14 protein-coding genes are annotated in these 18,304 nt (G+C 66.7%); 3 read left to right on the forward strand and 11 right to left on the reverse strand.

Translation table 11 applies throughout. The annotated features are described in order from the left end of the window. Positions 1 to 31: 31 nt before the first annotated feature. The 9 genes from B6S44_RS05230 to B6S44_RS05270 form a co-directional block, all read right to left on the reverse strand. Positions 32 to 1,615 carry a sulfite reductase subunit alpha gene (locus tag B6S44_RS05230; protein WP_129155717.1) on the reverse strand — a complete coding sequence of 528 codons (1,584 nt, stop codon included), beginning with the start codon at positions 1,613 to 1,615 and terminating at the stop codon, positions 32 to 34. Continuing rightward, entirely contained in the window at positions 1,612 to 3,408 is a 1,797-nt protein-coding gene (locus B6S44_RS05235; RefSeq protein WP_129155718.1) for a NirA family protein, read from the reverse strand. The genes B6S44_RS05230 and B6S44_RS05235 overlap by 4 nt, the downstream gene beginning before the upstream one ends. An 11-nt stretch (positions 3,409 to 3,419) precedes the next feature. Then, positions 3,420 to 4,217 carry an ABC transporter ATP-binding protein gene (locus B6S44_RS05240; RefSeq protein WP_129155719.1) on the reverse strand — a complete coding sequence of 266 codons (798 nt, stop codon included), beginning with the start codon at positions 4,215 to 4,217 and terminating at the stop codon, positions 3,420 to 3,422. 11 nt (positions 4,218 to 4,228) lie between these two features. Next, positions 4,229 to 5,137, reverse strand: coding sequence for a nitrate ABC transporter permease (gene ntrB, locus B6S44_RS05245; RefSeq protein WP_129155720.1), 909 nt, complete (start codon positions 5,135 to 5,137; stop codon positions 4,229 to 4,231). A gap of 29 nt (positions 5,138 to 5,166) precedes the next feature. Continuing rightward, the gene (locus B6S44_RS05250; RefSeq protein ID WP_129155721.1) at positions 5,167 to 7,863 is read right to left on the reverse strand and encodes a nitrate reductase; all 2,697 of its coding nucleotides are present in this window, start codon (positions 7,861 to 7,863) and stop codon (positions 5,167 to 5,169) included. A gap of 2 nt (positions 7,864 to 7,865) precedes the next feature. After that, a complete protein-coding gene (locus B6S44_RS05255; protein WP_129155722.1) occupies positions 7,866 to 9,080 on the reverse strand; it encodes an NAD(P)/FAD-dependent oxidoreductase in 1,215 nt (404 codons plus the stop codon). A gap of 4 nt (positions 9,081 to 9,084) precedes the next feature. After that, positions 9,085 to 10,404, reverse strand: coding sequence for a CmpA/NrtA family ABC transporter substrate-binding protein (locus tag B6S44_RS05260; protein ID WP_129155723.1), 1,320 nt, complete (start codon positions 10,402 to 10,404; stop codon positions 9,085 to 9,087). A 295-nt stretch (positions 10,405 to 10,699) separates the two neighbouring features. After that, positions 10,700 to 11,752 carry a CmpA/NrtA family ABC transporter substrate-binding protein gene (locus tag B6S44_RS05265; RefSeq protein ID WP_129155724.1) on the reverse strand — a complete coding sequence of 351 codons (1,053 nt, stop codon included), beginning with the start codon at positions 11,750 to 11,752 and terminating at the stop codon, positions 10,700 to 10,702. Continuing rightward, positions 11,749 to 12,333 (reverse strand): ANTAR domain-containing response regulator, encoded by a 585-nt coding sequence (locus tag B6S44_RS05270; RefSeq protein WP_129155725.1) that lies wholly within the window; start codon positions 12,331 to 12,333, stop codon positions 11,749 to 11,751. The genes B6S44_RS05265 and B6S44_RS05270 overlap by 4 nt, the downstream gene beginning before the upstream one ends. Between B6S44_RS05270 and B6S44_RS05275 the strand changes: the two genes are divergently transcribed. Next, a complete protein-coding gene (locus B6S44_RS05275) occupies positions 12,320 to 12,622 on the forward strand; it encodes a hypothetical protein (protein WP_129155726.1) in 303 nt (100 codons plus the stop codon). The genes B6S44_RS05270 and B6S44_RS05275 overlap by 14 nt on opposite strands. 124 nt (positions 12,623 to 12,746) lie before the next feature. Then, the gene (locus tag B6S44_RS05280; protein WP_129155727.1) at positions 12,747 to 13,466 is read left to right on the forward strand and encodes a response regulator; all 720 of its coding nucleotides are present in this window, start codon (positions 12,747 to 12,749) and stop codon (positions 13,464 to 13,466) included. A gap of 122 nt (positions 13,467 to 13,588) precedes the next feature. On the opposite strand, the gene B6S44_RS05285 is transcribed toward B6S44_RS05280, so the two are convergent. Further along, entirely contained in the window at positions 13,589 to 16,267 is a 2,679-nt protein-coding gene (locus B6S44_RS05285) for an ATP-binding protein (protein ID WP_129155728.1), read from the reverse strand. Continuing rightward, positions 16,264 to 17,262 (reverse strand): ABC transporter substrate-binding protein, encoded by a 999-nt coding sequence (locus B6S44_RS05290; protein ID WP_164985730.1) that lies wholly within the window; start codon positions 17,260 to 17,262, stop codon positions 16,264 to 16,266. Before B6S44_RS05290 ends, B6S44_RS05285 begins: the two co-directional genes overlap by 4 nt. A 440-nt stretch (positions 17,263 to 17,702) precedes the next feature. On the opposite strand from B6S44_RS05290, the gene B6S44_RS05295 reads away from it, so the two are divergent. Then, the gene (locus B6S44_RS05295) at positions 17,703 to 18,227 is read left to right on the forward strand and encodes an RNA polymerase sigma factor (protein ID WP_129155730.1); all 525 of its coding nucleotides are present in this window, start codon (positions 17,703 to 17,705) and stop codon (positions 18,225 to 18,227) included. Positions 18,228 to 18,304: the final 77 nt, after the last annotated feature.

Genomic DNA, 18,304 nt, shown 5'->3' on the forward strand with positions numbered 1-18,304 from the left:
CAGGCCCGCGGTGACGGCCGCATAGCGACTCTCAATACACATCAGCCTGATAGCGCCCGGCCTTCTTCAGCGCCGCGACATAGGCCACGGCATCATCGACCGAACGCCCGCCATGCTCGGCGACGACATCGACCATGGCGCGCTCGACATCCTTGGCCATGCGCTTGGCATCGCCGCAGACATAGAAATGCGCGCCCTGCTCGAGCCAGGCGAAGAGCTCGGCGCCGCGCTCACGCATGCGATCCTGGACATAGATCTTGTCCTTGCCGTCGCGCGACCAGGCCAGCGTCAAGCCAGTCAGCACGCCCTCCGCCTTCATCGCGTTGAGTTCGTCCTCGTAGAAGAAATCGGAGGCGCGACGCTGATGGCCGAAGAACAGCCAGTTTTTCCCCTTGGCGCCGGTCGCCTTGCGATCGTGCAGAAAGGCGCGGAACGGGGCGACGCCGGTGCCCGGGCCGCACATGATCACCGGCGTCTCCGGGTTCGCCGGCAAGCCGAAGCCATGGGCGCGCTGGACATAGACCGGCACCTTGTCGCCGGGCTGGACGCGCTCGCCCAGATATGTCGAGGCGACACCCCAGCGCGGACGCGAGCCGATCTTGTAGCGGACCGTATCGACGGTGAGCGAGATGCGGCCCGGTGTGGCGTTGAACGAGGAGGAGATCGAGTAGAGCCGCGGCTGCAGCGGATCGAGCGCCTCGACGAAAGCCTCGGGCGAGAGCCGCGCGCCGGAGAACTTGTGCAAGGTACCGAGCACGTCGAGCCGGTCGAGATCGCCATCGGGATCTTCGCCCGCCGCCAGCCGCTTCGCCTTCTGGCGGGTCTCGCCGCCGGTGACATAGGAGATCAGCTGGAACAGCGCATCGGGTGCCGGCCCGAGGGCGCAATCGGCCAGCAGTTGCTCGCGCAGGGTCTTGCCGCCGATATCGGCATCGGGCCGGGCGCCGAGAAGCGCGATCACCGCATCGACCAAGCGCGGATCGTTCTGCGCGACGATGCCGAAGGCGTCACCGACGACGTAATCGAGACCGCTTTCGGAGAGGTCGAACTCGACATGCCAGGTCTCCTTCTCGGAGCCCTCGCCATTGAGCTTGCGCCGCGAGAGGAAGGTCGCCAACGCCGGGTTCTCGCGGCTGCGGCCGAGCGGGCCGGCGGGTGTTGCGGGCGCGGCCTCTGCTGATGCGGCGACAGGAGCAGCCCCACCCTCCTCCATCAACGCCTTGAGCTGGCGCAGCGTCTCCTTGCCGCCGGGCGCGCAGAGATTGAGCCGGCCTTCCTTGCCCTCGGCGATCGCCGCCGAATAGGTCTCACAGACATAGCCGCACTGACCGCAATCCTGCTGCGCCATCGCGGCGAAGAGCCTGCGCGGTAGCGGCCTGCCGTCGGCAAGCTGCATACGATCTGCAATCGCCATGGCTGGGTCGTGCCAGGGCGCGCCGTCATCGGCCTCGCCCATCACGGCGGCATTCTCAGCCGGCGACAGCGCGGTGACACCGGCATTGTCGAGCGAGAGCAGGCCGGCGAAGAAGCCGTTGAGCCAGGAGCGCTGCTCCTCGTTAAAGGGCGCGGTCTCTGGCAGGACCTGGACGAGCGGATTGGGCGTCTGCACGGTCATGCCGCCTCTCCCGTCTGCGCGACCAGTGCCTGCAATGCCTCGATCTCGTGGCGGCGGGCGAAGGAGACGAAGCTTTCATCGGGCGCAGCGCGGTGCACCTGCCAGGTCCTCAGGATCGCCTCGACCAGCGCCGGGGCCTCCTCGGCTTTCACCTTCTCGCGGAACGGCCGAGCCATGCCGCCATCGACGCCATAGCCGCCGCCAACCAGGAGGTCGTAGCCCGGCACGGTGTCGCCCTCCTCGTTCACCGGCACCTTGGCGCCGATCAGGCCGAGATCGCCGATATAATGCTGGGCGCAGGAATGATGGCAGCCGGTGAGATGAATGTTGACCGGCTGATCCAGCGTGATCCGCGGCTCGCAATGGGCGGCGATGGCGAGCGCGTCTTCCTTGGTGTGGGCGGCGGCGAACTTGCAGCCGGTCGCGCCGGTGCAGGCGATCAGGCCCGCGCGCAGGACTGACGTCTCGGCGGAAAGGCCGCACGCCAGCAGATTGGCGATGACGTCATCGACCTTCGCATCGGGCACGCCCGAGATCAGCAGATTCTGCCAGACCGTCAGGCGGATATCGCCGTCGCCACACGCTTTCGAGATCGCCGCGATGGTCCGCATCTGCGCGGGGGTGAGCTTGCCGACCGGCAGCGCGACGCCGACCCAATTGAGGCCGGGCTGGAGTTGGGCGTGCACGCCGATATGGGCGAGGCGGTCATAGACCGGGCGCGGCTTGACGAAGGCGCCGTCGACCCGGATCAGCCGGCGGCCGAGCTTGTCCTCGACGGCGGCGAGGAACTTGTCGAAGCCCCAGGCGTCGAGCACGTATTTCAGCCGCGCCTTGTTACGGTTGGTGCGGTCGCCATTGGCGACGAAGACGCGCACGATCGCGTCGGCGACCGCGACCGTATCCGAAGGCGCGACGACGATGCCGGTATCGCGGGCGAGATCGTGATGGCCGGTGATGCCGCCGAGCGCCAACCGATACCAGATGCCAGGCTCGACCGGCTGCCCTTCGAACGAAGCGCCTTCGCCGATCTCGATCGCCTGGAAGCCGATATCGTTGGTGTCCTCCAGCGTCGCGATCGAGCCGGCACCGTCGAAGGCGACGTTGAACTTGCGCGGCAAGCCGTAAAGCGAGCGGTCGTTGAGGATGTGGTGATGCCAGGCGCGGGCGTGCGGACGCGTGTCTAGCAGTTCAAGCGGGTCGATGCCGGCGGTGGCCGATCCCGTGACATTGCGGATGTTGTCGGCGCCCGAGCCCTTGGCGGTGAGGCCGAGATCGGCAAGACCTTCGAGCAGCAGTGGCGCGTTCTCGGCTGAAATTTCTCGGACCTGCAGGTTGGCGCGCGTGGTGACATGGCTGTAGGGGCCACAAAGCCGCTCGGCGAGATCGGCGACGCCCTCGAACTGCCAGGCCTTGAGGATGCCGTTCGGGATGCGCAGGCGGCACATATAGCTGTCCTGTGCCGGGGCGACATAGAACAGGCCATGATAGCGCCAGCGGAAATTGTCCTCGGGCTTGGGATAGGTGCCCGAGGAAGCCTGGTCCTTGAAGCGGGCATAGGCGTCGAAAGGATGCTCGGCCGCCTTCCACTTCTCCTGGTCGACGAGCTTGCCGCCTCCGGCGACGGTTTTCGCCTGCGCCTCGGCGTGCTCCCTGTCGGGGCCGGACGGCGCAGCACTGCCCTGCCCGCCCGGTCCGCCGAGCGGCCCGAGGCCACGCGCAGCGCGGGCCGACTGCATGCCGCTCATGAAGCCTTCGAGATAGCGCTTCTGGTCGGGGGAGAAGTCGTTGCTCATGGCCGGTGCCGTCACGCCGCCTCGACGAAGCGGTGGCGCTCGTAGAGGAATTTCAGCACCGCCTCGCGCGCGGCGATGTAGGTGCGGTCGGAGACGAGATCGAGCCGCTTGCGCGGCCGCTCCAGCCGGACGTCCAGCACCTCGCCGATGCGGGCCGAGGGGCCGTTGGTCATCATCACGATCCGGTCCGAGAGCAGCACGGCCTCGTCGACGTCATGGGTGATCATGATCATCGTATTGCCGAGGGCGGCGTGGATCTGCATGATCGAATCCTGCAGATGGGCGCGGGTCAGCGCGTCGAGCGCGCCGAACGGCTCGTCGAGCAACAGGATCTTCGGCTCCATCGCGAGGCCTCGGGCGATGCCGACGCGCTGCTTCATGCCGCCGGAGATCTCGGCCGGGCGCTTGTCCTTCGCATGACCCATCTGGACGAGGTCGAGATTGTGCATGATCCAGTCATGCCGCTCAGACTTGCTCTTCACGCGGCCGAAGACCTTGTTCACGGCGAGTGCGACATTGTCGTAGACGCTGAGCCAAGGCAGCAGCGAATGGTTCTGGAAGACCACGGCGCGCTCGGGGCCGGGCGCGTTGACCTCCTTGCCTTCGAGTAGCACGGCGCCCTCCGTCACTGGCGTCAGCCCGGCGACGATGTTGAGCAAGGTCGACTTGCCACAGCCGGAATGGCCGATGACGGAGACGTACTCGCCCTTGTCGATGACGAGGTTGATGTCCTTCAGCACGTTGGTCGAGGCCGCGCCGCGCTGGAAGGTCTTCTCGACATGGTCGATCTTGAGATAGGGGGTGCTCATGGTCCTTCTCCTCAGTTCACGACCGTGCCGCGGGTGACGATCGTGCCGACGAAGGCGACCACCCGGTCGAGCACGAAGCCGACCACGCCGATGTAGACGAGCGCCACGATGATGTCGGACAGGCGCGAGGAGTTCCACGCGTCCCAGATGAAGAAGCCGATGCCGACGCCGCCGGTCAGCATTTCGGCGGCGACGATGGCGAGCCAGGACAGGCCGACGCCGATCCTGAGGCCGGTGAAGATGTAGGGCGCCGCCGAAGGCACCATCACCTTGAAGAAGAACTCGACCTGGTTCAGCCGCAGCACCTGCGCGACATTGCGATAATCCTGCGGGATGTTGCGGATGCCGACGGCCGTGTTGATGATCACCGGCCAGATCGCGGTGATGAAGATCACGAAGATCGCCGAGGGCTGGCTGTCGCGGAAGGCGGCGAGCGAGAGCGGCAGCCAGGCCAGAGGCGGCACGGTGCGCAGCACCTGGAAGACCGGGTCGAGCCCGCGCATCGCCCAGACCGACTGGCCGACGAGCGCGCCCAGCAGGATGCCGACGATCGCGGCGAGGCCGAAGCCGATGGCTACGCGCTGGAGCGAAACCAGGATGCGCCAGCCGAGGCCGATATCCTGCGAGCCGGCCCAGAAGAACGGCTCGGTGATCAGGTCCTTGGCCTCTGCCCAGATCTTCGTCGGCGGCGGCAGCGAGGATTGCGGTCCGGAGGCGGCGATCTGCCAGAACAGCAGGATTAGCGCGACCGTGATCAGCGGCGGCACCAGATTGACGAGCACCGACTTCGCCAGTGGCGCAAGCCTCTCGTGCAGCGGCTTTCCAGTCGCGTGCGGCAGCGTCACCACTTCGGCGCCGCTCGCCGGCAAGGCAATGACCTCTGCCCCCGTGCTTGCCGACTTCAAGGCAGCCTGACCCATTCCGTCACTCCTGTGATCGATCGGTGCGTTCATGCCGGCACCTCAACGCGCTGCTGCACGCCGATGCGGCGGATTTCGGGGAGGCACGAACCGCAATTCGTGCCGGCTTTCAGCTTGCGGCCGATATCCTCGACCGTGATGGTCGCGCCCTCGGCGAAGGCGGCGCGGATTGCGTTCAGCCCGACGCCGAAGCAGGCGCAGACGGTCGGGCCCTGATCCGTGGCGCCATCGAGGCTGCGGCCGGAAAGGAGCGCGAGGCGCTGGCCGGAATCGACCTCACCGCCGGCGAAGGCGAGTTTCACCGCGTCCCAGACCGGGGCGTCGTGGTCCGGACCGAGGAACAGGGCGGCGGTGAGCCGGCCATCGCGGATCACGGCGCAGCGATAGAGCCCGCGTTCGGCATCGACCATCTCGAGCAGCCCCTCGGGGCCAAAGACCGCGTGGGCGAGTTGCATGATCTCTGCAGCATCGGCCTGCGTCGCGAAGAGCCGGCCCTGCCCGCTCTCGACCGCGACGCGCGTCCACCAGCTTCCCTCCGGCAGCGCGAAATCTTCGGCACCGAGCAGGAAGCCGCGTGAGCGGAACGAGACCGGCGCAATCGCAGCCGGCGTCGCCTTCATCTCGGGCTGACCGGAGAACGGATCGACCAGCGGCTGGACGGTGGCGCCGATACGAGCGTCGGAGGCGTTCTCGGCCGACCAGTGGATCGGTGCGAAGAGCGAGCCTTTCTGCGCGCCGGGATCGAGCGCAACCTTGAGCACGACTGCGCCATGCGCAGTCTCGATCCTGGCGAAGCCCTTGTCGACGAGGGCGAACCACTCTGCATCGTCCGGATGCACCAGCACGGTCGGCTCGGCGACATGAGCCGAAAGACGCGGGCTGAGGCCCGTGCGCGTCATCGTATGCCAGTGGTCGCGGACGCGGCCGGTGTTGAGCAGCAGCGGAAAGACGTCGCTGGTCGCAGCGGCGAGCGCCGGCACAGCGAGCGGCTGCATTTTTGCCTTGCGATCGGCCGTGAAGAAGCCGCCTTCGGCGAAGAGCCTGGCCGTGCCCTCCGGCTGGCCGGCAGGAACCGGCCATTGCACCGGGACGAGGCCATCGTAGGCGCGGCGCGTCAGATCGGCATGGGCACTGATGTCGAAATCGCGGCTGCCACCGTTCTCGAAGGCTGAAAGCGCCGCGTGCTCGGCATAGATCTCGTGCGGGCCGGCATAGTCGAAAGCCCCCTCGAAACCGAGGCGCTCGGCGACCTCGCAGATGATCCACCAGTCGGGCTTGACCTCGCCCGGCAACGGCAGGAAGCCGCGCTGGCGCGAGATCCGGCGCTCGGAATTGGTGACGGTGCCGTCCTTCTCGCCCCAGGCGGCGGCGGGCAGGATGTAGTGGGGACCGGCGGCGAGCGTGTCGTTGGAGAGGACGTTCTCGGAGACGACGAAGAGGTCGAGCCCGCGCAATGCCGCCTGGACCGCGTCGGCACGCGGCAGCGAGACGGCCGGATTGGTCGCCATCACCCACAGCGCCTTGAGCCGACCGTCGGCGACGGCATCCATCATGGCGACGGCTTTGAGGCCTTCAGCTTGCGCCATGCGGGGAGCGCCCCAGAAGCGGCGGACGCGGTCGATCTCGGCCGGCGAGTAGCCCATATGGGCGGCGAGCATGTTGGCGAGGCCGCCGACCTCGCGCCCACCCATCGCGTTTGGCTGGCCGGTCAGCGAGAACGGGCCGGCACCCGGCAGGCCGATGCGACCAGTGGCGAGATGGCAATGCAGGATCGCCGCGACCTTGTCGGTGCCTTGCGCCGACTGGTTGACGCCCTGGCTCCAGGCGGTGACGACGGCAGGCGTGCCGGCCCAGAGCGCGTAGAAGGCGGCGATGTCGGCCTCCGAGAGGCCAGTTGGGCTGGCGACGGCGGCGACATCGGGCGCGATTTCGCGGGCATTCGCGAGCGCAGCCTCGAAGCCGGCGACGTGCTGCTCCACATAGCTGCGATCGAGCAGGCCGGCGTCAGCGAGATGGACGAGCAGACCGGCGAAAAGCGAGCTGTCCGAGCCCGGCTTCAGCGGCAGGACGAGGTCCGCATCCTCCGCGGTCGCCGTAACGCGCGGGTCGATTACCACGACCTTGGCGCCGCGCTCGGCCCGGTTCTGCTGGATGCGGCGGAACAGGATCGGGTGGCACCAGGCGGTGTTCGAGCCGACCAGCACGATCAGGTCGGCGCTGTCGAGGTCCTCGTAATTGCCGGGCACAGTGTCGGAGCCGAGCACGCGTCGATGGCCGGCGACGGTCGAGGCCATGCAAAGTCGCGAATTGGTGTCGACATGCGGCGAGCCGATGAAGCCCTTCATCAGCTTGTTGGCGACGTAATAATCCTCGGTGAGGAGTTGGCCAGACAAGTAGAAGGCGACCGCTTCGGGGCCGTCACGCTCGATGATCGCTTTCAGCCCGCCAGCGAGCGCATCGAGCGCCTCATCCCAGGACACCCGGTCGTAAGCGCCGCGGGCGCTGCGCTTCAGCGGGTGCAGGACACGTGTGCCGAGGCCGACCGTCTCGCCCAGCGCCGAGCCCTTCGAGCAGAGCCGGCCGCGATTGGCCGGGTGATCGGGATCGCCGGCGATCGTCGCGCCTCCCTTGCCGTCCGGCGTCGCGAGCACACCGCAACCGACCCCGCAATAGGGGCAGGTTGTGCGGGTGGCTGCGGCAGCAGCGAGCGGGGCGTCGTGGCGCATGGTCAGGCCGCCTTCCTGACGCAATAGGCTTCGCCGAAGGGCAGGTCGGCGCGGATCGGCGAGATGTCCTGCTGCGAGCGGATCAGGCCGAGATAAAACAGCGCGCCAGTGGTGTCGCCGACAAGGACGCAGCCGGCCAGCCGGCCCTGGCGCAGCACGAATTTGCGGTAGATGCCGGCGGACGGATCGCGCAGCACCATGACCTCGGCGCCCTCTCCCGCCTCGAACTCGCCGGCCGAGAAGACGCCGACGCCGGAGACCTTGAGGTTGGTCGAGAGCAGCGAGCCCTGATAGGCGGCCTCCTTGCCAGACAACCGCGTCGCCAGCACGCGCGCCTGCTCATAGGCCGGCTCGACGAGGCCATAGACCTGGCCCCGATGCTCGGCGCATTCGCCGATGGCGAAGATCGAGGGATCCTCGCTCGCGAGATGATCGTCGACGACGATGCCGCGATTGCTCTTGAGCCCGGCGGCAACGGCAAGGTCGACATTCGGCCGCACGCCGATGGCGATGACGACGAGATCGGTGGGGATCAGCGTGCCGTCGGCGAGCTCGACCGCCTCGACCTTGTTCTTGCCGACGAAGCCCTTGGTCGAAGCATTCAACCTGACCGCGATGCCGCGCTGCGCCATGGCTGCGGCAAGGAGAGCAGCCCCCTCCGCATCGAGCTGGCGCTCCATCAGCCGATCGACAAGGTGCAGCAGCGTGACCTTGCCGCCGGCGCGCGCCAACCCATACGCAGCCTCGAGCCCGAGCAACCCACCGCCGATGACGACGACGCGGGCGCCGCGCTCGGCATAGGCGCGCATCGCCTCGACGTCGGCGGTGTCACGGAAGGTCGCTACACCCGGCAGATCTCCGCCCGGGAAAGGCGGTTTCAGCGGCTTCGAGCCGGTGGCGAGGACGAGCTTGCCGTAAGGCAGGGTCAGCCCGCCTTCCAGCGTCACCGACTTCGCCGCCCGGTCGATGCCGGTGACGGGCTTGCCGTAGAGCATCGAGACGCCGCGTGCCTGCCACCAGGCGGCGGGCTTCAGCTCGATCTCGGGCTCGCCGATCTCGCCGGCGAGCAGCGGCGAGAGCAGCACCCGGTTGTAGGCGAGCCGCGGCTCGGCCCCGATCACCGCGATGGAATAGCGGCCGAGCGCGCGCTGGCTGAGCTCGTCGACCAGCCTGGTCGCCGCCATGCCCTTGCCGACGATGACGAGCGGCTCGGCCATGGCGTCAGGCCACCCGCTTGATCTTGAGGGCCTTGAGATAGTCGAGCGGCGCCGCCGGATCGAACTTCACGCCGTCGAAGAAGGTCTCGACACCGCGCGAATCCCCGCTCGGGGCCCCGGCCACGCCGAGCGTCTTGGCGGCTTCCGACCAGAGATCCGAGCGATTGGTCTTGTCGACCAGCGCCTTGATGTCGGTCGAGGTATCGAACTTGCCCCAGCGAATGTTCTCGGTGACGAACCAGGTATCGAGGCTCTTCCAGGGATAGGAGCTGGAACCACCCTCGCCCCAGAACTTCATCTGGAGGTTCGTGCCCTTGGCGACGCGGCCATTGCCGTAGTTGATGTCGCCCTTGAGCCGGCCAAGGATGTCGGCGACGGGAACGTTGAACCATTGCCGCTTGCCGACGATCTCGGCGAGTTCCTGCTTGTTCTCCATCTTGTCGGCCCATTGCTGGGCTTCCATCACCGCCATCAGCATGGCCTGCGTCGCCTTGGGATTGGCGTCGACGAAATCGGCACGCATGCCGAGAATCTTCTCAGGGTGCTTGAACCAGAGCTCGCCGGTGGTCACCGCCGTGTAGCCGATGTTCTGGTTGACCAGCTGCTCGTGCCAGGGATCGCCGACGCAGAAGCAGTCCATGGTGCCGACCTTCATGTTCGCCACCATCTGCGGGGGCGGAACGGTGATCAGCTTGATCTCGTTGTCGGGGTCGATGCCGCCGGCGGCGAGCCAGTAGCGAATCCAGAGATCGTGCGTGCCGCCCGGAAAGGTCATCGCGGCGGTCAGTTCCTTGCCGGCCGCCTTCTTGCGCTCGAAGGCTGCCTTCAGGGCCGAGGCGTCCTTCTGGACATTGAGGTCCTTGTATTCGTTGGCGACCGAGATCGCCTGGCTGTCCTCGTTGAGGTTGAGCAACGTGTACATCGGCAGCGGCTGGCCGTTCTGCATGACCTTGCCGGTAGAATAGAGATGCGTCTTGGGCCGCAGGATGTGGCCGCCATCGATGCCGTTGTTCTTGAAGCCGAGCGCCATGTTGTCGCGCGTCGCGCCCCAGGAGGCCTGCTTGGCGATGTCCATGTCGGGCAGGCCGTATTTGGCGAAGAGGCCCTTCTCCTTGGCGATGACCAGCGGCGCCGCATCGGTCAGGGCAATGTAGCCGAGGCGGGTGCCCTTGACCTCGGGACCGGCCGCCTGCGCGAAGGCACCGCTCGGAAAGCTCAGCTTGGCAGCGGCGGCGACGGCGGCCGCCCCGGTCAGGTTCAGGAAGTCGCGACGGCTCGGCCCGGCCTGGAGAACGGCTACCCTGGTCTTGACGGTCTTGGTCATCGATCGCTTTCCCTGGTGAACGGGTTGGTGTCCGCGAAAACGAAAACGCCGCGCGAAAGTGCCCTGCCGGGCTCCCTTCGACAGCGGCGTTGCTGTGCGTTCCGATTTCGAACTTGCTCGCGGGCAGCTTTGGCCGCGGTCGAGACGAGCGTTACAAGGACCGTGCCAACTCAGGGCCTGGTAGCAAGCATTTGAATTATTTCAATTTACCTTGGATGCCCCCGATGATTGGCGCATCTCGCCTGCTTTTGTGCGCCGCACAATTCTACCGCATATGCACAATTTTAAGGCATGCCTAGAATTTCATCTGCGTCGCTTCCGCGACGAGCGGCCTGAAGACCGCCCGCGCCCGTTCGGTCAAATCAAGCGTGACCAAGACCTGCCCGGCTCGCGCCATCGCGGCGAGCAGGCGGTCGGCATGAGCTGGGTCCGGACGGATCGCAGCGGCGTCGAAGCGGATATAGGACGGCACCTGCCGAAGAGGCCGCCCGCCGCCCTGGACGATGTCGCCGCGCAGGACCGCTTCGATCAGGGCAGCGGGGGCCGCGAGGCGATCAGGGGCCGCGAGCAAGCCGGCGAGGCTCGGCCAGTTCGCCTCGTCCGAGACCCAGCGGCTCGCCTCGATCAAAGCTGCATTCAGGCGGGCGACTGCCTCCCCTCGGCGCTCGACGTCGTCGGCGCGCCAGGCCAGCACCTTTTCCGGCAGATCCGGCATGAGATCGACGCCGCAATGCAGGATCGCGCCGACGCCGGCCTCGACCGCCAAGGTGTTCCAGGGCGCGCCGGCGCAAAAACCGTCGACCTCGCCGCTGGCCAGCGCCTCGACCGTACGCACCGGCGGAACGATCTCGAGCCGGGCATCCTCGCCGAGCCGGACGCCGGCGAGCGCCATCCAGTCGCGCAGCAGATAGGTGTGGCAGGAGAAGCCGAAGACCGCAGCGAAGGCGAGCGGCGGCAAGCCGGAGGCCTTGCGGGCGGAGACGAGCGTCGCGAGCGCCTGCGCGGATACCGCCGGGTCCGCCAGATCGCCTTGCGCGACGCGCGCCATCTCCTCGAAGCGGCGTGCCGAGACGGTGAGCGCATTGCCGTTCAGGTTCAGCAGGATCGGGGCCACCATTGGTGCGGTGACGCCGCCGATACCGAGCGTCGACGCGATCGCCGCCGGCGCCAGCATATGCGCGGCGTCGAGCAGGCGCACATGCAGGCGGTCGCGCAGGTTCGACCAGGAGACATCGCGCAGGAGTTCCAGCGAAAGCCCGTGCGCCTCGGCGATACCGGTATCGGCAGCCGCAACCAGTAGTGCCGCATCAACCAGCGGCAGGAATCCGATCCGCAGGCGCAAGGTCATTTCAGCACCTCGGCGGCTGTGATGATGGAACGGGCGATGTCGGCGAGCTTGCGCTTCTCGTTCATCGCGGTGCGGCGCATCAGGGCATAGGCCTCGTCCTCGCCGAGCCCTTTCAGGCGCATGACGATGCCCTTGGCGCGATCGATGAGCTTGCGCTCGTCGAGTTGCGAGCGGGCCTCGTCGAGTTCCTCGCGCAGCTTGGCGAAAGCATTGAAACGGCTGATGCAGGTCTGCAGGATCGGCTTCAGCCGCTCCTTCCGCAGGCCGTCCACGATATAGGCGGAGACGCCCGCCTCGACGGCGGCCTCGATCTGGCCCGCATCCGACTGGTCGACGAACATGGTGATCGGCCGCCTGACATGGCGGCTGACCTGGAACATGTCGGCGAGCGCGTCGCGGCTTGGATTCTCCAGGTCGATCACGACCACGTCCGGGTCGTGCTGTCCGATGGCAGCGACCAGCCCCTTCGTCTCGCTGACCTGGACGATGGCGCTGAAGCCGGCCTCGCGCAGCCCCTCTTCGATGATGGCGGCCCGGATCGGGTTCGCATCGACAACCAGGATCTTGATGTCTGACGTCATGCTCTGTGAATACGCATTGCTCCGCGACGGAAAGCAGGATTCGAGCCAAGTCTTCTGCCTCTCCCCGCGAGTCGACGGCGTCGACAAGGAGGGCTGCTTCCCGGTCCCGATCGGCCCGGGCCTCGGCGTGAGCTATGACTGGAACTACATTCGCGCCCATGAGAGGGCACGCGAGGTGTTCAAGCTGGAAGCCAGCTCGCCCGGCGACGGAATCGCTCGCACGACGAGACCGCTCGCGGCGCAGCCTGCATCGTTAACGGACGCCTTATCGCTGTCGGCCACCCGGTGAACGGCTGTCAACAATTTCGCCGGCCGACGCTTGCAGTGCAGCGGTCTCTGTTGAATCGTCGGCTCAGCCGGATCGTCTAGCCCACCGTCGAGGGGCGACCCGGCTGACCGGGACATCAGAACCGATGGATGCGACATCTCGCGAGCGGCTCGTCATCGTCGAGGACGATCCCGTCACACGCACGGTCATCTCGGGATACTTCGTCGATCAGGGGTTTCTGGTCGAGGAGACCGAAACCATTGCCCAGGCCAGACAGACGGTCCGGCGCTTCAAGCCGGATCTGATTTTCATCGACGTGGTCTTGCCGGACGGAGACGGATTCGAGCTCGCCAGAGAGCTTCAATCGGTGTCCGACGCCGGCATCATCTTCGTGACGCAGCGCGATGCCGATATCGACCGGATCGTCGGTCTGGAGCTCGCCGGCGACCATTATGTCGGCAAGCCCGTCGACCTGCGCGACCTGCTCGCCCGAGCCCGCTCGCTGCTGCGCCGGCGCAAGATCGAGCGCGACATGGCGCGCCGCAACATCACGGTCACCTTCGGTCCCTTCAACATGGACCTACGGCGCCGCGAGCTTGCGACGATCAACGGCGATCCGATCCGCCTGACCCGCGGCGAGTTCGACCTGCTCGCCGCCCTTGTCGAAAGCGACGGCCACTCCCTGACCCGCGACTATCTGATCGAAGTCGTCAGCAACCGCGACACCTCCGTCGATGCACGCAGCGTCGACGCATTGGTCGCGCGCCTGCGCAAGAAGCTGGGTGATACGGGCAAGGCGGGCTTCATCAGGACCGTCAGCGGAACCGGCTACAAGCTCGGCGTTCCCGTGGAGCGCGACATCTAGAGCCGGATGATTTCAGTTGGAATCGCAAGGCGATGCCAACTGAAATCTGAATCCGTCTCTCATCAAAGAGTTAGAGCCGGATCGATGCGAAAAAACCGGTTCCCACTTTTTCGCATCCTGCTCTAGGGGACAGCCGTCTCGGCGAGCACCTGCCCTTCCAGCCCGGCGAGTGCGTCGAGGGCTTCGGTGCGGGCTCGGTCGAGCGCCTCGATCGCGAGCGTCAACGCCCCGGCGCTTGCACCCGTCGCCTCACGCTCGAGCGCAGTGGCCAAAGCGAAGACACGTCCAAGACCCACGGCTCCGGCCGAGCTCGCCAACTGATGAGCCAGCCGGCCTAGCTCGATACGGTCAAGGCGCTCAGCGGCCTCCCCCATGCCCTTCAGAATGGTCGCGGACACGGTCGCAAAGAGCGTCAGGAGTTGCAGCGTCCGTGCCTCGCCGATCAGCCCGCGCTGGGTCCGGAAGAACGTGACGTCGACGGGCTGATCCGGCGACAGGGCGACGACCGGACCTCGGCTGCCGCGGCCTCCCCTGCGGCCGATCATCTGCAGGAGCGCCGCAGAGGTGATCGGCTTGGACAGGATCGTCGCCAGCCCCGCCGCACGCATCCGCCGCATCGTCTCCGGAGAGACGTCCGCCGTCAGCGCGACGATCCGGGGCTGCGCGATGGCCGGCAATGCACGGATTGCCCGTGTGGTTTCGATACCGTCCATTCCGCCCATGTGCATATCGAGCAGGACAAGGTCGAACGTGCGCTTGCGCAAGGTTTTCACAGCCGCCTCGCCCGAGGCCGCGGCATGCACCTTGTGGCCGGCCTTGCCGACCATGAGCCGGGCGACCTCACGCGTCACAGGGTCGTCGTCGACCACGAGAATCCGCTGCAATTGCTCCGGCGGCGCCTCGCCGGGCCGGGCCGCCGCCTTGGCCGCAGCCAGTGGCAAGCTCACGGAAAAGGTGCTGCCTTGCCCGCTGGCGCTGGCGACGGAGATCGAGCCGCCCATCAACTCAACCAGTTTTCTGCAGATCGCCAGGCCGAGACCGGCCCCGCCGTTGCGACGTCCCGTTTCCGGGTCGACCTGAACGAAATCGCGGAAAATATGATCCTGCACAGCGGGATCGATGCCTATGCCGGTGTCGCGTACAGTGAGTGTCAGCCTGGCGCGCTGCGAGGCCGATGCGGGCTGAAGAGCGGCGCCGAATTCGACCTCGCCCTGCTCGGTGAAGCTGATCGCATTGCGCAACAGGTTGACGATGACGCGGTGAATCTTGCCGGAATCGCCGTGCAGGCGCAGGCCCTCGGGCGGAGGCTGCAACCTCAGGACCAGCCCCTTCTGCTCTGCCAGGGGACGCATCAACGCCTCGGTCGCGGTCAGCAGGGCGCCAAGCTCGAAATCGCGCAGATCCAGGCTTTCGGTTCCGGCTTCCAGCCGGGACAGGTCGAGCGTCGCGTTGGCGAGATCGACCAGCGCCTCGCCGGAGGTCGCGGCCATGGCGACGAGACGGCGGTCGCGCTGGTTCAGGCGCCCGCGATCGATCAGCTCCAGAACCCCGAGTACACCGGATAATGGCGTGCGGATATCATGCCCGACCACGGCCAGGAACCGGGATTTCGCGCGCGTCGCCTCTTCCGCCGCCTTCTGACCGGCCGAGGCAAGCTCGAGCGCCGTCTTCAGGGCCACGGTGCGCTCCGCGACCTTGTCTTCGAGGACGGCGCGGCTTTCTGCGAGGCGTTCGGCCATCAGATTGAACTGGTCGCCGAGCTCTTGCAACTCGTCGCCGGTGTGGATGTCGATCCGCTCATCCAATTCGCCCTGGCCGATCCGTGCAGCGCTAGCGCCGAGCGCCTTGATCGGAGCGACGAGCTTGCGACTGAGAGCGATGCCGACCAGCACCGCGGCGAAAAGTGCGACAGCCAGAAGCGCCAGCGAGCGCAGGATCGAGGCATAGATCGGTGCGAAGGCCTCTCTCACTGGTAGGTCGACGACGACGTTCCAATCGAGATCCGGCACGGCCGCCATGACGGAGAGGACGCGCCGACCCTCGACATCCGTCATGGAATGTCCGGCGCCCGAGCTCCCGGCCGTTGCATGCGCGCTCACCAGCTCGGCGAGGCTTGTGTTCCGGAGGACGAAACGCAGGTCGGGATGGGCGATCAGCCGGCCGGAGCGCGTGACGATATAAGCGCGGCCGGCCTCACCGACCTTGAGCCGGGACACGACATCGCGAATGAAGACGAGATTGACGGTCGCGCGCGCAACCCGGTGCGGAGCGAAGGCCGAACGCCGGAGCAACACCATATGCGGTTCCGAGCCGCGCCGGAACTCGACCTCGCCATAGAACCTGCCCTGTGCGAGCGCGCTCTGGAAGCCCCGGTCGGCGGACCAGTCCATACCGCTGCCAGTCCGGTCGCGCGCGAAACGCGAGAGGAAGAGCTGTTCGCGCCCTTCCTGATCGATCTGGCGCAAATCGAGGATGGCGGGAACCTGCCGCAGCAGCCTCAAGCCATCGAGATGACGCTCCTCGGGCGAATTGTTGCCAGTGCCGTTCTCGGAAGCCAACTCAAGGTCGCTCATGATGTCGGCGACGAAGGCGCCGATCCTCTGCGCCGCCGCCCGGGCCTGCTCCTGCTGGACGCGTACGAGAAGGGCCCGCTGATCCGAAAAGGCGAAGAGAGCTGCAATCGCCGTATTGAGCCCTAGAGCCAGGCAGATCGCGACGACGACGAAAACCGTATATTTGCGGGTAAGGCCGACACGCGGCCGCGATGCGCTGTCCTGTTCCGCGGCGTCGTGCAGCGTCACGACACGATCCGGGTCGCGCGGATTCGCAGGGATGGCGGCAGGTCGAGCCCCAGGGCCGCGGCAGCGGTTCGATTGATGACCAGCTCGAAACTGCGTGAGAACTGCACCGGCAGTTCGGCGACATTCGCCCCTCGCAGGATGAGATCGATATAGGAGGCGATCAACTCGGCCGTCTCCTCACGCGCGCCGGTATATGAGATCAACCCGCCCTGCAGCGTGAAGGTATCGAACGGGTAGATCGCCGGCAATCGCTGTTGCTCTGCGGCCGCCGCGCAGATCGCCGCGTTGCGGAAGGTGAAGCTGTCCGGCAGGAACACCAGACCGCCCCCGCCGCCCCTGGCAGCAAATGTCGCGATCTCGCGCGAGATCGCCGACGCCTCGGTCACGTGGATGGTTTCGAGAGCAAGCTCCGCACCTGGGATGCTGCCATGCAGGCGCGCGAGATAGCTCTTGCCCGCAGCCGGCGTCGTATAGGGGTTGAAGACCACGCCGATGCGGCGCGTCGCCGGTGCGATCTCGGTCAGGAGCTCGACCCATTTCTCAGAGATCGCCGGGTCGTTGTTGCTGAACCCCGTGGCGTTGCCGTCGGGGCGCTCCAGCGAGCGCACGAAACCGCTACCAACCGGATCCGACGCGGTCGAGAACAGCACCGGGATCTGCCGGGTCTGCTCCAGGACAGCCGCAGTCTCCGCGCTGGAGCCGACGACGATGACGTCTGGCTTCTCGCGGACCACATCGGCGGCAGCCCGCGCCAGATCATCCTCGCTCACCCCGGAGAACCGCCAGGTCATAAGCAGATTCCGACCTTCGACCCACCCCTTCTCGGCCATGAGCCGCCTCAGCTCCACCATTCGGGCGCGCAGGAGGGGATGGTCGAACGGCACCCCGACCATCAGCATGATCCGCCTCACGGGCTCCGCCGCCAGAGCCCGCCGATCCGGGATCGCGAGCCCCGATGCTCCCAGGACGATCAGAAAGGAACGACGATGCATCATGTGAGCCGGGTCCAGGAGGCGACACCCCAGCTGCGCCTCCTGCGGCAAGTTTCGCATGGTCCGCCACGGCGCGTCGAGAGCAGCTCGCTCGACATTCGCCCCTTCTAGATCTCACCAAAGCCCGATGTGGCGGAAATGACCGCGCTCCTGATGCGTGCCCGGCAGCGGCTGAAGCAGCTCTGGGTCCATCGGATTGCGGCCTCAAGACCGCAAATGGGAGGAGGTCGAGCCGGCTCTGGTCAACATGGTTGCGGCTGCGCGCGCACTGCGCGTCTTGCAAGGCTGAGCCAAGGCGGGGCGCTGGTAGCGCCTCCCTCCACCCTTGTCGCCAACAACACAACATACATTAGAGATTCTATAAACTACTGTTTTTATTGACTTTATTGCCTCCAACGCCTCATAGCGCTCGCAGGTGCCGCCGTGGCGCGACGTGAGGATCGATGTCGGACAGTGCGCCCAGCGTCGCCGCACTTTACGCAGCCGAGCAGGAAAGACTGCGGCGGCGGCTGATCGGGCGCGGGCTCAACGCCCAGCAGGCGGCCGACGCCGTGCAGGAGCTGTTCCTGCGCCTGCTCAGGACGCCCCGAACCGAAATCCGCGACGCCAGCGCCTATCTCAGCCGCGCCGCCGACACGATTGCGATCGACCATTGGCGGCACGAACAGCGAAAGAGCCGCCTGTTCGAAGCGGAGCCGCCGGATGCGCTGACGGTCGCCGACCCTGCCCCGTCGGTCGAAGCCCGGCTGGTCGAGCGTGACAAGGTACGGGACCTCGAGCAGGCGCTCTCGGCTTTGCCTCCGCGTTGCCGCGAAGTGCTGCTGCTGCACAAGTTCGAGGAGCTGAGCTATGCCGAGATCGCGCTGCGCCTCGGCATCTCCCGCAACACCGTCATGGTGCATCTCGCCAACGCCATGAACCTGCTGCGGCGCCACATGCGCGAGAAAAATCGCCCGGGCGCTAATTAGTTTTCCCTGCGAGATCGTCTAAAGAACGGGACAGCCTTGCGGGCTGAAAGATGGAGCATTTGCGCGCGATGCGTCTG

Origin of the sequence: Allobosea sp. Tri-44 (assembly GCF_004123845.1) — a bacterium.
Classification (GTDB): domain Bacteria; phylum Pseudomonadota; class Alphaproteobacteria; order Rhizobiales; family Beijerinckiaceae; genus Allobosea.

What these genes read in the sequence shown, in the direction of transcription:
- B6S44_RS05230 (WP_129155717.1), bottom strand. Translation starts at nt 1,615, where the DNA reads ATGACCGTGCAGACGCCCAATCCGCTCGTCCAGGTCCTGCCAGAGACC.
- B6S44_RS05235 (WP_129155718.1), bottom strand. Translation starts at nt 3,408, where the DNA reads ATGAGCAACGACTTCTCCCCCGACCAGAAGCGCTATCTCGAAGGCTTC.
- B6S44_RS05240 (WP_129155719.1), bottom strand. Translation starts at nt 4,217, where the DNA reads ATGAGCACCCCCTATCTCAAGATCGACCATGTCGAGAAGACCTTCCAG.
- ntrB (WP_129155720.1), bottom strand. Translation starts at nt 5,137, where the DNA reads ATGGGTCAGGCTGCCTTGAAGTCGGCAAGCACGGGGGCAGAGGTCATT.
- B6S44_RS05250 (WP_129155721.1), bottom strand. Translation starts at nt 7,863, where the DNA reads ATGCGCCACGACGCCCCGCTCGCTGCTGCCGCAGCCACCCGCACAACC.
- B6S44_RS05255 (WP_129155722.1), bottom strand. Translation starts at nt 9,080, where the DNA reads ATGGCCGAGCCGCTCGTCATCGTCGGCAAGGGCATGGCGGCGACCAGG.
- B6S44_RS05260 (WP_129155723.1), bottom strand. Translation starts at nt 10,404, where the DNA reads ATGACCAAGACCGTCAAGACCAGGGTAGCCGTTCTCCAGGCCGGGCCG.
- B6S44_RS05265 (WP_129155724.1), bottom strand. Translation starts at nt 11,752, where the DNA reads ATGACCTTGCGCCTGCGGATCGGATTCCTGCCGCTGGTTGATGCGGCA.
- B6S44_RS05275 (WP_129155726.1), top strand. Translation starts at nt 12,320, where the DNA reads ATGTCTGACGTCATGCTCTGTGAATACGCATTGCTCCGCGACGGAAAG.
- B6S44_RS05270 (WP_129155725.1), bottom strand. Translation starts at nt 12,333, where the DNA reads ATGACGTCAGACATCAAGATCCTGGTTGTCGATGCGAACCCGATCCGG.
- B6S44_RS05280 (WP_129155727.1), top strand. Translation starts at nt 12,747, where the DNA reads ATGGATGCGACATCTCGCGAGCGGCTCGTCATCGTCGAGGACGATCCC.
- B6S44_RS05290 (WP_164985730.1), bottom strand. Translation starts at nt 17,262, where the DNA reads ATGATGCATCGTCGTTCCTTTCTGATCGTCCTGGGAGCATCGGGGCTC.
- B6S44_RS05295 (WP_129155730.1), top strand. Translation starts at nt 17,703, where the DNA reads ATGTCGGACAGTGCGCCCAGCGTCGCCGCACTTTACGCAGCCGAGCAG.